Source organism: Tardiphaga sp. OK245 (genome assembly GCF_900108575.1).
Taxonomy (GTDB): Bacteria; Pseudomonadota; Alphaproteobacteria; order Rhizobiales; family Xanthobacteraceae; genus Tardiphaga; species Tardiphaga robiniae.
This window is the reverse complement of the sequence record NZ_FNWZ01000001.1, coordinates 1,223,306-1,236,899: the sequence shown is the minus strand read 5'-3', so window position 1 is coordinate 1,236,899 and position 13,594 is coordinate 1,223,306. Positions and strand designations below refer to the sequence as shown.

The window sequence follows — 13,594 nt, the reverse complement described above, 5'->3', positions numbered from 1 at the left end:
CAGTCCGACATCACAGTTCGGGTGAACTGCCAGAGGGGCCCGGGCCAGGACGTGCTTGTTAAAAGTCGTACTTTGCAAAACATGCGGGTTTGATCCCGCGGTTGATCCGATCCGTTACTCGGGTTGATCCGAGAGGGTGACAAGCCGAACCATCTGGTCGGGCTCGATGAGAATGGTGATGCCGACCCCGATGAAGGTCAGGACGCCGGCGACATCGAACCAGGTCGCGCGCCGCGCGAAGTTCCGCGGAATCAGCGCGCCACCGGCCATCAATGCTGCAAGTGCGAATAGCAGGGTGGCGACCATCGGCGCCAGCGCATCGAGCGAGACAAATGCGCGCAAGGCCAGTGCCGCGGTCAGCGCCAGCAAAAGGGTTGCGGCAAACAGCTCCTTGACCCGGTGAGGGGCAGGAGGCGCATAATTGCGGCCAATGCTGTTGCGATCCGTAAAGGCCATCGTTGTCCTGTCGGGTATCGTTTCATCCCGTCCGCAACGTTCTTGCAGCTCGATAGTCGTGCTACAGGAAGTCGTCAGATCTTTAATTCATACTGGATAGTTTCGTAATCATGAAACGTGGCGAAAATCAAGAGGATTTCGCTGGAGTGCAGCGCGGCAAAGCCTTGCCGGAAGCTCGGCAGTTGCGAAAACAGGCTGGGGATTGGCTGAAGGCGCGACGCGCGGAAGCCGGGTTGTCGCAGGTCGATCTCGCCGCAAAACTTGGTCTCAAATATTACACGTTCATCTCGCAGGTTGAGAACGGCTTCAGTCGGGTGCCCACCGAAACGATGGAAGCATGGGCCATTCAGCTCGGTCTGGAGCCGGCCGCCTTCGCAAAACATTTGCTGGTCTATTACGAGCCGGAATTGCACCGGCTGTTGTTTGGAGCACCCAAATGAACGTCATCGCATTTCAGCGTAAACCGCTGCTGGGCGCGTGGAGCGAGACCGAGCTCGCCACGCTTGCCGACACAATCAATCTCGGGCATCGCGGCCGCGAATGGGAGACTGGACTCACAGAGAACGGCGATGCGCAGCTCTATCTGCTGGGACCGCAGCCGGAGCAGGGCTGCGAATTGTGCATATCGCGCGTGGGTGGCCGATACATTCTCGAAGACGGCACCGGGCGCCTGTTGTTCGAGCATCGCAGCCTGCCACTGGTGGCGGCGCATGCCCGCACTGCGCTGCGCGGGACGCGATGGTGGCTTGTCGCACGGATTGTCATGGTGTGGTGTACGATTCGCCATATGCTTCATGACGAGATCGAGCCCTTGATGACCGAGGGCGAAGAACTGCTTGTCCATTTCGCTCCGCAGCTCGCTGCTTTCGTGTGACGGCTGCATCCAACCGAAAGTATTCATGACGAAATCTGCGACTGCCCGGACTGCCAAGCCTGCTCGAAAGACCGCTTCTCGCAAAACTGTTTCGCGCAAATCCGCTCCGGCCAAAAAAGCGGTGAGCAAGCTGACGTCGAAATCATCGGCCAAATCGCCGGGGGGCAAGCTGCCGGAATGGAATCTTGCGGATCTCTACACGGCGATCGACGCGCCGGAGATTGCCGGGGATCTCGACAAGATTGATGCCGAATGCGCGGCATTCGAAGCCGATTACAAGGGCAAGCTCGCGGAAGAGACGGCTAAGCCCGGCGGTGGTGTGTGGCTCGCGGGCGCTGTTCGCCGTTATGAGGCGATTGACGATCTCGCCGGCCGGCTCGGCTCCTATGCCGGTCTCGTCCATGCCGGCGACAGCGTCGATCCTGCGATTTCGAAATTCTACGGCGACGTCTCCGAGCGCATCACCGCGGCGTCGGTGCATCTCCTCTTCTTCGGCCTCGAACTCAATCGTGTCGACGATGCCGTGATCGAGCAGGCGATGCAGACGCCCGAGCTTGGCCACTACCGGCCGTGGATCGAAGACAGCCGCAAGGACAAGCCCTATCAGCTCGAAGACCGCGTCGAGCAGCTGTTTCACGAAAAGTCCCAGACCGGTTATGGCGCCTTCAACCGCCTGTTTGATCAGACAATCGCGGGGCTTCGCTTCAAGCTCGGCGGCAAGGAGTTGGCGATCGAGCCAACGTTGACCATGCTGCAGGACCGCGCGCCGGCCAAGCGCAAGGCGGCCGGGCAAGCGCTAGCGAAAACCTTCAAGGTCAATGAGCGCACCTTCGCGCTGATCACCAATACTCTGGCCAAGGACAAGGAAATCTCCGACCGCTGGCGCGGTTTCCAGGACATTGCGGATTCTCGCCATCTCAACAATCGCGTCGAGCGCGAAGTGGTCGATGCACTGGTGTCGTCAGTGCGCGCGGCCTATCCGCGGCTGTCGCATCGCTATTATCAGTTGAAGGCGCGCTGGTTCGGCAAGAAGAAGCTCGCCCATTGGGACCGCAACGCGCCGCTGCCATTCGCACCGACCGGCACTATTCCATGGTCGGACGCGCAGGACATGGTGCTGACCGCCTATGGCGCGTTTTCACCCGACATGGCCAATATCGCCAAGCGCTTCTTCACCGATCGCTGGATCGATGCGCCGGTGCGCCCGGGCAAGGCGCCTGGAGCGTTCTCGCATCCGACCACGCCGTCGGCGCATCCCTATGTGTTGATGAACTATCAGGGCAAGCCGCGCGACGTGATGACGCTCGCCCACGAACTCGGCCATGGCGTGCATCAGGTGCTCGCCGCCCGCAACGGTGCGCTGATGGCGCCGACGCCGTTGACGCTGGCCGAAACCGCCAGCGTGTTCGGCGAGATGCTGACCTTCAAACGGCTGCTGTCGCAGACCAAGAGCGCCAAGCAGCGTCAGGCGCTGCTGGCGGGAAAGGTCGAGGACATGATCAACACGGTGGTGCGGCAGATCGCGTTCTATTCATTTGAGCGCGCTGTTCACACCGAGCGCCGCCACGGCGAACTCACCGCGCAGCGGCTTGGCGAGCTTTGGCTCAGTGTGCAGACTGAAAGCCTTGGGCCGGCGATCGAGGTCAAACCGGGTTACGAGAACTTCTGGATGTACATCCCGCACTTCATCCATTCGCCATTCTACGTCTACGCCTATGCCTTCGGCGATTGCCTCGTGAACTCGCTCTACGCGGTCTACGAGAACGCCCAGGAAGGTTTTGCAGAGCGCTATCTCGCTATGCTCGCCGCCGGCGGCACCAAGCACTATTCCGAACTGCTGAAGCCCTTTGGTCTCGACGCCAAGGACCCGGCGTTCTGGGATGGCGGCCTCTCGGTCATCTCAGGGATGATCGATGAGCTGGAAGCGATGGGGTAGGGTGGGCGTAAAACATTTGTTGAACGGGCATCTGAAAAGGTGTATTCTGGCATTTCTCAACCAAGTTTAGGGTGTTCGCCATGAATGAGATGCCTCGCAAATCCGCGACAGCAGAGGGCGAGTTTGTTCAGATCAAGAAGATCGGCAACTCTCTCGGCCTCATCTTGTCGAAGGATATTCTCTCTCGCCTCAAGTTGAGCGAGGGCGACAAGCTTCATATCGTCGAGCAGACTGAGCGGGGGATCAAGCTCTCGCCGTACAACCCGAAGCACGCCAAGGCGATGGAAATCGCTCGGCGTTCGTTCAGCACTTACGCTGACACTTACAAGGCACTCGCAAAATGAGTGAGCCGGTTTGGCTCGATGTGGAGATCCTCATCGATCTCCACTCCGAGCAACTGGCGCTTTTCGGTGGTCCTGAAGGCATTCGCGATCAGGGAATGCTTGAGTCGGCGTTGGGGCGGCCTGTCAACAAGTTTGCGTATGGTGAGACTGATCTCGCCGCGCTTGCAGCCGCTTATGTCTTTGGCATCGCGCGCAATCATCCCTTTGTCGATGGAAATAAGCGCGCCGCCTTTGGTGCAATGATCGTCTTTCTGGGTCTGAACGAGATCGATTTTCTTGTCGCGCCCGAGAGCGCCACGGCCATGATCCTTTCCGTTGCGGCGGGCGAAGTCAGCGAAGCGAGTCTCACCCGATGGATTCGCGATAACTGGCCCGCATAATGCCCGCCTAATGCACTGCGGTATGCAAAGATTGCCGTGGTATGCCAGCAACCGTTGCTCTCCATATCCAATTGCGCTAATTCCGTGGCAACATACGAAATTCGAGGCGGGAGACTCTGATGTCCGATCACAGCGAAGTCGCTTACACCACGGCCGATGGCAACGACTATCCGGCGCATGAGCAGACCTATGAGGGCTTTCTCATGCTGGTGAAGTGGGGCACCATCGGCGTCATCGCCATCGTGGCCCTGATGGGCATCTTCCTCACCTGATCTATCGCCGATTGCGCCGCCCGACACGGGTGGCGTCCTGTCCTGTTTGCTCACGCGCGTGCCTTGCGCCGCCGGAGGCCCCATGAAGATTGCCGTTGCCAAGGAAATCGATCCGTCCGAACCGCGTGTGGCGATCTCGCCCGACACGGTGAAGAAGTTCAAGACGCTCGGCGTCGATGTGGCGATTGAGCCTGGCGCCGGCATCAAATCCGGTCTGCCGGACTCGGAATACACGGCCGTAGGCGCCACCATCAGCGCCGATGCGGTGAAAGATGCCGACATCGTCATCAAGGTGAAGCGTCCTGAGGTGTCCGAACTCGCCGGTTACAAGCGCGGTGCGCTGGTGATCGCGATCATGGATCCGTATGGCAACGACGCGGCGCTGAAGGCGATGGCGGATGCCGGCGTGTCGGCCTTCGCGATGGAGCTGATGCCGCGCATCACCCGCGCGCAAGTGATGGACGTGCTGTCGAGCCAGGCCAATCTCGCCGGCTACCGCGCCGTCATCGAGGCCGCCGAAAGCTTCGGCCGCGCTTTTCCGATGATGATGACAGCCGCCGGCACCATTCCGGCCGCCAAGGTATTCGTGATGGGCGTCGGCGTTGCCGGCCTGCAGGCGATCGCGACCGCGCGCCGCCTCGGCGCCGTGGTCACCGCGACGGATGTGCGCCCGGCCACGAAAGAACAGGTCGAAAGCCTTGGCGCGAAATTCCTGGCCGTGGAAGACGACGAGTTCAAGAACGCGCAGACTGCTGGCGGCTACGCCAAGGAAATGTCCAAGGAATATCAGGCCAAGCAGGCCACGCTCACTGCCGAGCACATCAAGAAGCAGGACATCATCATCACCACCGCGCTGATCCCGGGTCGTCCGGCACCGCGCCTGGTCACCGCCGAGATGGTGGCGTCCATGAAGCCCGGTTCGGTGCTGGTCGACCTCGCTGTCGAACGCGGTGGCAATGTCGAAGGTGCCAAGCCCGGCGAAGTCGCTGACGTTAACGGCATCAAGATCGTTGGTTATACCAATGTCGCCGGCCGCGTCGCGGCCTCGGCGTCGAGCCTCTATGCGCGCAACCTGTTCTCGTTCATCGAAACGTTGGTCAACAAAGAGACCAAGGCGCTCGCGGTGAACTGGGACGACGAACTGGTCAAGGCAACGGCTTTGACCAAGGACGGCGCCGTCATTCATCCGAACTTCCTGCCGAAGACCGCTTAAGGAGCGCTGCCATGGATCATGCCTCGCTGGTCAGCCCGTTCGTCTTTCAGCTCTCGATCTTCGTGCTTGCCGTGTTCGTCGGCTATTTCGTGGTGTGGTCGGTGACGCCCGCGCTGCATACGCCGCTGATGTCGGTGACCAACGCGATCTCCTCGGTGATCGTGGTCGGCGCGCTGCTTGCGGTCGGCGTCAATATGGTCGGCAGTGGCGGCGCCTTGGCGCGCGGCTTCGGCTTCGTCGCGCTGATTTTTGCATGCGTCAATATTTTCGGCGGCTTCCTGGTCACGCAGCGCATGCTTGCGATGTACCAGAAGAAAAAGAAGTAAGGGCAGCCCGATGAACGCCAATCTCGCCGCACTGCTCTATCTCGTCGCGGGCATCCTCTTCATCCTGTCGCTGCGCGGGCTGTCCAGCCCGGCGTCCAGCCGCCAAGGCAATTTCCTCGGTATGGCCGGCATGGTCATCGCCGTGGGCACCACGCTGGCCGCGCATCCGCCGGCCGATGGGCTCGGCTGGGTCCTGGTGATCCTCGGTATCGCCATCGGTGGCGGCATCGGCGCGGTCATCGCCAAGCGCGTGCCGATGACCTCGATGCCCGAACTGGTCGCGGCCTTCCACTCGCTGGTCGGCATGGCCGCGGTGCTGGTTGCCGCCGGCGCGTTCTATGCGCCGGAAGCCTTCGGCATTCTCGATCCGGTGACCAAGAAGATCGTCGGCGCCAGCCTCGTCGAAATGTCGCTCGGCGTCGCCATCGGCGCGCTGACCTTCACCGGCTCGGTGATCGCGTTCGCCAAGCTCTCCGGCCGCATGAGCGGCTCGCCGATCATCCTGCCGGCGCGTCACATCATCAATATCGCGCTCGGCCTGGCGTTGGTGTTCTTCATCTTCGGTCTGGTCCGTTCGGGCAGTGCGGTCGACTTCTGGCTCATCACCGTCATCGCGCTGGTGCTCGGCGCGCTGCTGATCATCCCGATCGGTGGCGCCGATATGCCGGTCGTGATCTCGATGCTGAACTCCTATTCGGGCTGGGCAGCCGCGGGCATCGGATTTACGCTGGGCAATTCCGCGCTGATCATCACCGGTGCGCTGGTCGGCTCGTCCGGCGCGATCCTGTCCTACATCATGTGCCACGCGATGAATCGTTCGTTCATCTCGGTGATCCTCGGCGGCTTCGGCGGCGAGACCGCGGCGGCCGGCGGTGGTTCGGGTGAGCAGAAGCCGGCCAAGCTCGGCTCGGCGGACGACGCAGCCTTTATCATGAAGAACGCGCAGAAGGTCATCATCGTGCCCGGCTACGGCATGGCGGTGGCGCAGGCGCAACATGCGCTGCGTGAGATGGCCGATACGCTGAAGAAGGAAGGCGTCGAGGTGAAATACGCCATTCACCCGGTGGCCGGCCGTATGCCGGGCCACATGAACGTGCTGCTGGCGGAAGCCAACGTGCCTTATGATGAGGTGTTCGAACTCGAGGACATCAATTCAGAATTCGCGCAGGCTGACATCGCCTTCGTTATCGGCGCCAACGACGTCACCAATCCGGCGGCGGAAGACGACAAGACCTCGCCGATCTACGGCATGCCGGTGCTGCAGGTGTGGAAGGCCGGCACCGTGATGTTCATCAAGCGCTCGCTGGCGTCCGGCTATGCCGGCATCGACAACCCGCTGTTCTATCGCGACAACACCATGATGCTGCTCGGCGACGCGAAGAAGGTGACGGAGAACATCGTCAAAGCGATGTAAGTCCCACCCTGATGGCCTTCATCAAAACGCCCGGCTACAAGCCGGGCGTTTTTTGTTTAAGGGTCAGCTCGCAACGTCCTCTTTCGGCAAGCGATATAGCGCGCACAGCTTGTTGCCGTTGGGATCCCTGAGATAGGCGAGATAGAGCTTCACGCCACCTTCGCGGATGCCCGGTGGTTCTTCGCAGGTGGTGGCGCCATTGGCGATGCCGGCGGCGTGCCAGGCATCGGCTTCTTCCTGCGATTTGGCGAGAAAGCCGATGGTGCCGCCATTGGCAGCGCAAGCAGGCTCGCCATTGATCGGCTTCGACACCGAGAAAGTACCGGTCTTGGTCCGCCAGAAAACCCGGTGGCGATCGACGGCGCCGGGCGGGACGCCCAGCGTGCCGAGCAGCTTGTCATAAAACGACTTCGCGGCTTCGAGGTCGTTGGTGCCGATCATGACATGTGAAAACATCTCGCTTCCTCTCCCACTTTCTTGCAAACTCACCTTCAGGTGATACGCAACTATACGCATCATATGCAGTTTGGCGAGACGGCATGATCCCGCCGCGCAATCGGTTTTGTGGGTCTGCAATAGCGGCGTGTCGCTTGCTGCCGAACCCGTTTTCAATCAGGACACTTGCTTGATGTCAGCACATCCCATGCCCAGATCGTCCTGGATTTTCCCCACGTTGGCCGTTCTGCTTTTTATCGCGACGTCAATTCCTTCGCTCGGGATCGGATTCACGGAGACGACTGCTGGCATTGTGTTCGCGGTTGTTCTGCTGGTCATCCTGTTCGGCACGGTGTTCGCCGCCGTGCATCATGCCGAAGTCATCGCACACAAGATCGGCGAACCGTTCGGCACGCTGTTGCTGACATTGGCCGTGACCATTATCGAGGTGGCGCTGATCGCCTCCATCATGCTGGGTGACAAGGCCGTTCCGACGCTGGCGCGCGATACTGTCTTCGCGGTGGTGATGATCGTTTGCAACGGGTTGGTTGGCATCTGCATCCTTGTCGGAGGGTTGCGTTACCGAGAGCAGGATTTTCAGGTCACGGGCTCGAATATTTATCTCAGTGTGCTGATTGTGATGGCGACGATCACGCTGATCTTGCCGAATTACACCCTGACCACTCCGGGACCTTTCTATTCGAACGCACAGCTCGCTTTTGTCAGCGTCGCCACCATCATGCTCTATGCGGTGTTTCTCTACACACAGACCATCCGACATCAGGATTACTTCGTTGCAGACGGAAGTAGCGAAGGTGCCGCAGGCGGGCATGTTTCCAACCGTCTTCTGGCCGTCAGCGCCGTTTTGCTGCTGGTCTCGTTGTTGGCGGTGGTGCTGCTGGCGAAGAAATTCTCGCTGGTGGTGGATGCCGGCATTGAACGGATCGGCGCGCCGGAAGCCTTTGCCGGTATCCTCGTGGCGCTGCTGATCTTGCTGCCGGAAAGCGTCGCCGCCATTTCTGCCGCGCGTGGCAACGATCTGCAGAAGAGCATCAACCTCGCACTCGGCTCATCGCTCGCCACCATCGGACTGACGATACCTGCGGTTGCGGTGGCGGCCTATGCGTTAAACAAGGAACTGGTGCTCGGTCTCAGTGCGCAGAAGATGGTGCTGCTGGTGATGACGTTCGTGCTGAGCATGCTGACCTTTGGCACCGGGCGCACGAACATCCTGTTCGGGCTGGTCCATTTGGTGGTGTTTGCGGTATTCATCTTCATGGTGTTTGTGCCGTGACCACTTTGGAGAATGAGACAATGCTCGCTGCCCAGTCCGACGTTCAGCAGGACACGCCCGAAGTTCGCGTCACCGAATGGCGGCTCGCGCCTGGCGCGGCGACTGGTCACCACACCCATGGGATGGACTATGTGATCGTTCCGATCACCACGAGCGTGATGACCATCGTTGCGCCGGACGGCACCCGCTCGCAGGCGCCGATCACGACCGGCAAATCCTATTTCCGCAAGGCAGGCGTCGAGCATGACGTTCTGAATGAAACCGACAAGGAAATCGTGTTTCTCGAGGTCGAGGTTAAGAAAGCTTAACCTTGTCTGCCTCCACTGCCGGTTCATTGTGTTTAGCCTGCTGAGGACCACCTGAAACAATTCAATGCGACGGATTGGAACTTTGCCTTCGATCCGTCGCGATTGATCCCTGAATCAGCCTCAAATTCCCAGCATGAAGCAGCTTGGGGAAGAGGCCGGTCCATGCTGCACAAGTATCTCTCGAAGTTCACCATCGATATCTTGCCGTCGATTCTGGCGACGATCGTGGGTGCCTATATCGTCAATCACTACATCATCCCGAAGGCGAGCCCGGATCGCCCCGCTGCGGCTGTTGCATCGACGCCTGCGGAGCCGAAGCCTGACACCAAGGCAGCGACAGCCAAGCCCGCCGAGAATTCTGCCGACCTCGCCAATCTGCCCGAATCGGTCCCGGCCAAGGCCGGCGACAAGCCGGTGGTCGAGAAGGCCAGCATCGAAAAGCCCGAGGCGGCCACGACAGCCGAGCCGCGCCGCCATCAGCCGGCATTGCGCGAGAAGGCAGCGGTCAAACCCGCGCCGGCTCCGGCCGCGCCTGCGCCCGTCCTTGCCACCGTGGGCACTGCGCCGGCGGCGAATGCCAGCGCGGATGAACGCCGCGACGCCAACGATCTCGCCCGTGCGGCCATCGAGCGCCTGAACCGCAGCGAGCCGCGACCCCAGGAAGCTGCTCGTACGCCTGAGCCCCCGCGCCCTCCGGAGGCGCCGCGGGTGCAGGAAGCCGCACGGACTGTTCCCCCTCCGTCGATGCAGCAGCTGCCGCCGCCGATCGTGGTGGCGACGCCAAGCGTCGAGAAGTTCGATCCTATGCCTTCGCCGCAGTCTGAGCGTTCCGAAGCGCGGCGCATGCGACCGCCTGGCGAGATCCCGGCGCCGCAGCCGGTGGACCTGCAGGCGGATGCTGCTGGCACACCGCGATCTGAGCGCACCAACGTGGCCGAAGATGTGCTGTCTGCGGCAAAGTCGGTGTTCAATTCGGTGATCCCGCGCCCGTTCGAGCGGTAAGGGAAACGGTGGATTTTCCGCGCTCCGCTCTCACGCATGCAGGGCGACGTCGTATTGGTATCAGCCTGACTCCTGCCAGCTTTAGCTAGCCCGCGCGTCCACCCATGCGGGCGAGGCCGCTCCGCGCTGCATCGTCCTTCGGGCGCAGCGCGACAGCGCGGCTATAGGAGTCTGCGGCCTTGGCCCTGTCGCCAAGCTTCTCATAGGTCGCGCCGCGGGTCAGCCAGACCTGGGCATTGCCCGGTGCCACCTGCGAAGCCTCGTCGAGATCCGCTGCGGCTTCCTGGTTTTTGCCGAGTGCGAGATAGCATTGCGCGCGGCCGAGCAGGGGATCGGCCTGCTGCGGCGTCAGGCCGTTGGCCGACGTAAAATCCGCGATGGCAAATTCATATTTCTTCTCGGACTGATAGAGCAGCCCGCGTTGGTAGAAGGTCTGCGCACTGTGCGGATCTAGGTCGAGTGCCTGATTGAAGGCCTGCAGCGCGTCATCGGGTTTGCCGGATTGTGCGAGCGCCTGCGCGCGTGCAGCGTGGATCTGTGCATCCTGCGGATTGGTCTTGCCGGAATTCGCGGGCGGCGGGGGCGCCAGAGCCGTGGTCTTCGGTTCGTCCTTGTCAGACCCCGGTGTTAGTGACGACAGGTTGAACGAGCATCCGGTGCCGCACAGACCCGTAACGATAAGGGCAATCGCGGTAAGGCCGCGGGCGCCGAAGCGGGACGGGGACTCGCGGACGGGACATTCCATGCAGGGCCAATCTCACGCAGCGACCAATGACCTATTGGTAGCGCGACATCGGGCAAAATGCACCCGATCAAGACCAGCGCGCCAAAGAAGTAGTTCGCGCAAAAAGCAACTGCGCAAAAAAATAACGCGGGCTTTGGCCCGCGTTATCAAACTCGGTGGATGAAGTGCGCTTAGCGCGCCGGACGCGGAGCGCCCGCGCCGCCAGCGCCGGGACGGCCGCCACGATCGGCACCAGGACCCGCGCCGAACACCGGCTTCGGCTTCATCGGCAGCAGGCCTTCGCGCTGCAGCTTCTTGCGAGCCAGCTTGCGTGCGCGACGCACAGCCTCAGCCTTCTCGCGAGCCTTCTTCTCAGAGGGCTTCTCGTAGTGACCGCGGAGCTTCATCTCGCGGAAAATACCCTCGCGCTGCATCTTCTTCTTCAGCGCCTTGAGAGCCTGATCGACGTTATTATCGCGAACGAGAACCTGCACGCGGCATCCTCTTTTCAATTGATCGGATTTGAATTTCGGTAAAGTGAAGGGCCGACAAAGGCCATGCCCTTAACCTCAAGGGCGCCGATGTACCAGATGAAATGGCGAATGTCCACCTTGCGGCGCCGTCATTTTAACCTTCGGGGCCGGGAAAATAACGTATTTTTTCCGAATTTTCCCGGGTGGGGATAGGGCAGGTTCCCTGTCTCGACAGGTATTGGAGCACGGACGCATAATTCCCGTGGCGACTCAGCCGGGACGCCGATTACGACCGGAGAGCATCATGAATGGGAAAAAATACGCGGCCGAGCTGATCGGCACCTTTTGGCTCACATTTGCAGGCTGCGGCAGTGCCGTAATCGCGGCAGCATTTCCGCAGGTCGGTATCGGTCTCGTCGGCGTCTCGTTGGCCTTCGGCCTCAGCGTCGTGACCATGGCCTATGCCATCGGCCACGTTTCGGGCTGCCATCTCAATCCTGCGGTCACCGTGGGCCTTGCGGCGGGTGGACGTTTCCCCGCCGGCCAGATCCTCCCTTATGTGATTGCGCAGGTCGTCGGTGCGGTTGCAGGTGCGGCCGTGTTGTATGTCATCGCCAGCGGCGCTGCCGGTTTCGACCTTGCCAAGGGCTTTGCGTCGAACGGCTACGGCGATCATTCGCCCGGCAAATACAGCATGGTCGCGGGCTTCATCATGGAAGTGGTGATGACCATGATGTTCCTGTTCATCATTATGGGCTCCACACACGGCAAGGCCCCTGCGGGCTTCGCGCCGCTGGCAATCGGGCTTGCGCTGGTGATGATCCACCTCGTCAGCATTCCAGTCACCAACACGTCGGTGAATCCGGCGCGCAGCACCGGGCCGGCATTGTTTGTCGGCGGCTGGGCACTGCAACAGTTGTGGCTGTTCTGGGTGGCACCGCTGGTTGGCGGTGTTCTCGGCGGTGCGATCTATCGCTGGCTGAGTGACGAGCCCACTGGCGTGGTGGAAGGCAAGGCGACCGCCTGACGAATGAGGCGGTGAAGCCGGCGCCGTTACGTCGCCGGCTTCACTTCAACCACGTGGCCCATCTTGCGGCCGGGCTTCGGCGCGCCCTTGCCATAGAGATGCACGGTGGCGCCGGGGACGGTGAGCCACTTGCCGTAGTCGAGAATGTCGTCGCCGATCAGGTTGATCATGGTGACCTGGCCGTGGCGGACGGGTTTGGCGAGCGGCCAGCCGGCGATGGCGCGGATGTGCTGTTCGAATTGCGACACTGAGGCGCCATCGAGCGTCCAGTGGCCGGAATTATGCACGCGCGGCGCAATTTCGTTCACGACAAGCGTCGCGCTGTCCTTACCGGGCACGACAAACAGTTCGACGGCAAAGACGCCGACATAGCCCAGCGCAGTGCCGATCTTCTTGGCGATCTCGCGTGCCTTCGCGGCAAGCGCGTCAGAGATGTGCGCGGGCGCATAGGAGAATTTCAGGATGTGATCGCGGTGCTCGTTTTCGGTGACGTCGAAACATTCGACGTGACCGTCGGCGCCGCGTGCAGCGATGACCGAAACCTCGCGTTCGAACGGCACGAAGGCTTCAAGGATCGCGGAATTGGTGCCGAGATCCTTCCAGACCTGATCGAGATCGTCACCCTCGCGGATGATTGCCTGGCCCTTGCCGTCATAACCGAAGCGACGCGTCTTGATGACAGCTGGCAGACCGATCTTCTTGACCGCTGCATGTAGCTCGCCAGCGTTCGCAACGCCTGCGTAACCGGCCGTGCCGATACCCAGTGACGTTACAAAATCCTTCTCGGCCAGACGATCCTGCGTGGTTTGCAGGATCGTCTGTGCGGGCAGAACCGGGCGCCGCGCGTCGAGGATCATCGCGGTGGCGGCCGGCACGTTCTCGAATTCGTAGGTGATGACGTCGCAATCACTGGCGAACAGTTCGAGCGCCTCGACATCCGCATATTCAGCACATGTCGCGTTCTGCACCACATCGAAAGCCGGCGAATCCGGATCCGGTGAAAAAACCTGACAGCGGAGGCCGAGGCGTGCTGCGGACATCGCCAACATGCGACCGAGCTGGCCGCCACCGAGAATGCCGATCGTATCGCCCGGCTTGAGAACCTTCGTCACCACA

Annotated in this window: 18 protein-coding genes; 13 read left to right on the top strand and 5 right to left on the bottom strand. The window is 61.2% G+C overall.

The window, feature by feature from the left end:
• Positions 1 to 114 precede the first annotated feature (114 nt).
• On the bottom strand, positions 115 to 456 hold the full coding sequence (locus BLW80_RS05690) for a hypothetical protein (protein WP_093757132.1): 342 nt from the start codon (positions 454 to 456) through the stop codon (positions 115 to 117).
• Positions 457 to 566: 110 nt separating this feature from the next.
• On the opposite strand from BLW80_RS05690, the gene BLW80_RS05685 reads away from it, so the two are divergent.
• From BLW80_RS05685 to BLW80_RS05645, 9 genes are all read left to right on the top strand, one after another.
• Positions 567 to 896 (top strand): helix-turn-helix domain-containing protein, encoded by a 330-nt coding sequence (locus BLW80_RS05685; RefSeq protein WP_089265882.1) that lies wholly within the window; start codon positions 567 to 569, stop codon positions 894 to 896.
• Positions 893 to 1,330: a hypothetical protein gene (locus BLW80_RS05680; RefSeq protein ID WP_093757131.1), complete on the top strand. Its 438-nt coding sequence runs from the start codon at positions 893 to 895 to the stop codon at positions 1,328 to 1,330. The genes BLW80_RS05685 and BLW80_RS05680 overlap by 4 nt, the downstream gene beginning before the upstream one ends.
• Before the next feature lie 25 nt (positions 1,331 to 1,355).
• A complete protein-coding gene (locus BLW80_RS05675) occupies positions 1,356 to 3,266 on the top strand; it encodes a M3 family oligoendopeptidase (RefSeq protein ID WP_093757130.1) in 1,911 nt (636 codons plus the stop codon).
• Between the two features lie 80 nt (positions 3,267 to 3,346).
• Positions 3,347 to 3,610: an AbrB/MazE/SpoVT family DNA-binding domain-containing protein gene (locus BLW80_RS05670; protein ID WP_244527965.1), complete on the top strand. Its 264-nt coding sequence runs from the start codon at positions 3,347 to 3,349 to the stop codon at positions 3,608 to 3,610.
• The gene (locus BLW80_RS05665) at positions 3,607 to 3,990 is read left to right on the top strand and encodes a type II toxin-antitoxin system death-on-curing family toxin (protein WP_089265885.1); all 384 of its coding nucleotides are present in this window, start codon (positions 3,607 to 3,609) and stop codon (positions 3,988 to 3,990) included. Before BLW80_RS05670 ends, BLW80_RS05665 begins: the two co-directional genes overlap by 4 nt.
• Before the next feature lie 119 nt (positions 3,991 to 4,109).
• Positions 4,110 to 4,262 (top strand): aa3-type cytochrome c oxidase subunit IV, encoded by a 153-nt coding sequence (locus BLW80_RS05660; RefSeq protein WP_089265886.1) that lies wholly within the window; start codon positions 4,110 to 4,112, stop codon positions 4,260 to 4,262.
• Between the two features lie 82 nt (positions 4,263 to 4,344).
• On the top strand, positions 4,345 to 5,475 hold the full coding sequence (locus tag BLW80_RS05655) for a Re/Si-specific NAD(P)(+) transhydrogenase subunit alpha (RefSeq protein WP_093757129.1): 1,131 nt from the start codon (positions 4,345 to 4,347) through the stop codon (positions 5,473 to 5,475).
• Positions 5,476 to 5,486: 11 nt separating this feature from the next.
• The gene (locus BLW80_RS05650; protein WP_089265888.1) at positions 5,487 to 5,801 is read left to right on the top strand and encodes a proton-translocating transhydrogenase family protein; all 315 of its coding nucleotides are present in this window, start codon (positions 5,487 to 5,489) and stop codon (positions 5,799 to 5,801) included.
• A 10-nt stretch (positions 5,802 to 5,811) separates the two neighbouring features.
• Positions 5,812 to 7,215: an NAD(P)(+) transhydrogenase (Re/Si-specific) subunit beta gene (locus BLW80_RS05645; RefSeq protein ID WP_093757128.1), complete on the top strand. Its 1,404-nt coding sequence runs from the start codon at positions 5,812 to 5,814 to the stop codon at positions 7,213 to 7,215.
• A gap of 63 nt (positions 7,216 to 7,278) precedes the next feature.
• Here the strand turns inward: BLW80_RS05645 and BLW80_RS05640 are convergent, their stop codons facing one another.
• Entirely contained in the window at positions 7,279 to 7,671 is a 393-nt protein-coding gene (locus tag BLW80_RS05640; RefSeq protein WP_093757127.1) for a VOC family protein, read from the bottom strand.
• Positions 7,672 to 7,843: 172 nt separating this feature from the next.
• Between BLW80_RS05640 and BLW80_RS05635 the strand changes: the two genes are divergently transcribed.
• The 3 genes from BLW80_RS05635 (at position 7,844) to BLW80_RS05625 (ending at position 10,254) form a co-directional block, all read left to right on the top strand.
• Positions 7,844 to 8,944, top strand: a complete 1,101-nt coding sequence (locus tag BLW80_RS05635; protein ID WP_089266242.1) for a calcium:cation antiporter — start codon at positions 7,844 to 7,846, stop codon at positions 8,942 to 8,944.
• A gap of 20 nt (positions 8,945 to 8,964) precedes the next feature.
• Positions 8,965 to 9,252 (top strand): cupin domain-containing protein, encoded by a 288-nt coding sequence (locus BLW80_RS05630; protein ID WP_068730343.1) that lies wholly within the window; start codon positions 8,965 to 8,967, stop codon positions 9,250 to 9,252.
• A gap of 162 nt (positions 9,253 to 9,414) precedes the next feature.
• A complete protein-coding gene (locus BLW80_RS05625) occupies positions 9,415 to 10,254 on the top strand; it encodes a hypothetical protein (protein WP_349633088.1) in 840 nt (279 codons plus the stop codon).
• Between the two features lie 85 nt (positions 10,255 to 10,339).
• On the opposite strand, the gene BLW80_RS05620 is transcribed toward BLW80_RS05625, so the two are convergent.
• Together BLW80_RS05620 and rpsU are read right to left on the bottom strand one after the other, a co-directional pair.
• On the bottom strand, positions 10,340 to 10,999 hold the full coding sequence (locus tag BLW80_RS05620) for a tetratricopeptide repeat protein (RefSeq protein ID WP_244527964.1): 660 nt from the start codon (positions 10,997 to 10,999) through the stop codon (positions 10,340 to 10,342).
• 170 nt (positions 11,000 to 11,169) lie between these two features.
• Positions 11,170 to 11,472, bottom strand: coding sequence for a 30S ribosomal protein S21 (gene rpsU, locus BLW80_RS05615; protein ID WP_089265892.1), 303 nt, complete (start codon positions 11,470 to 11,472; stop codon positions 11,170 to 11,172).
• 283 nt (positions 11,473 to 11,755) lie between these two features.
• Between rpsU and aqpZ the strand changes: the two genes are divergently transcribed.
• Positions 11,756 to 12,478: an aquaporin Z gene (gene aqpZ, locus BLW80_RS05610; protein WP_093757126.1), complete on the top strand. Its 723-nt coding sequence runs from the start codon at positions 11,756 to 11,758 to the stop codon at positions 12,476 to 12,478.
• 26 nt (positions 12,479 to 12,504) lie between these two features.
• Here aqpZ and BLW80_RS05605 read toward each other — a convergent pair whose 3' ends face one another.
• Complete coding sequence (locus BLW80_RS05605; protein ID WP_283805472.1) at positions 12,505 to 13,590, bottom strand: 5-(carboxyamino)imidazole ribonucleotide synthase; 1,086 nt, start codon at positions 13,588 to 13,590, stop codon at positions 12,505 to 12,507.
• Between the last annotated feature and the right edge of the window lie 4 nt (positions 13,591 to 13,594).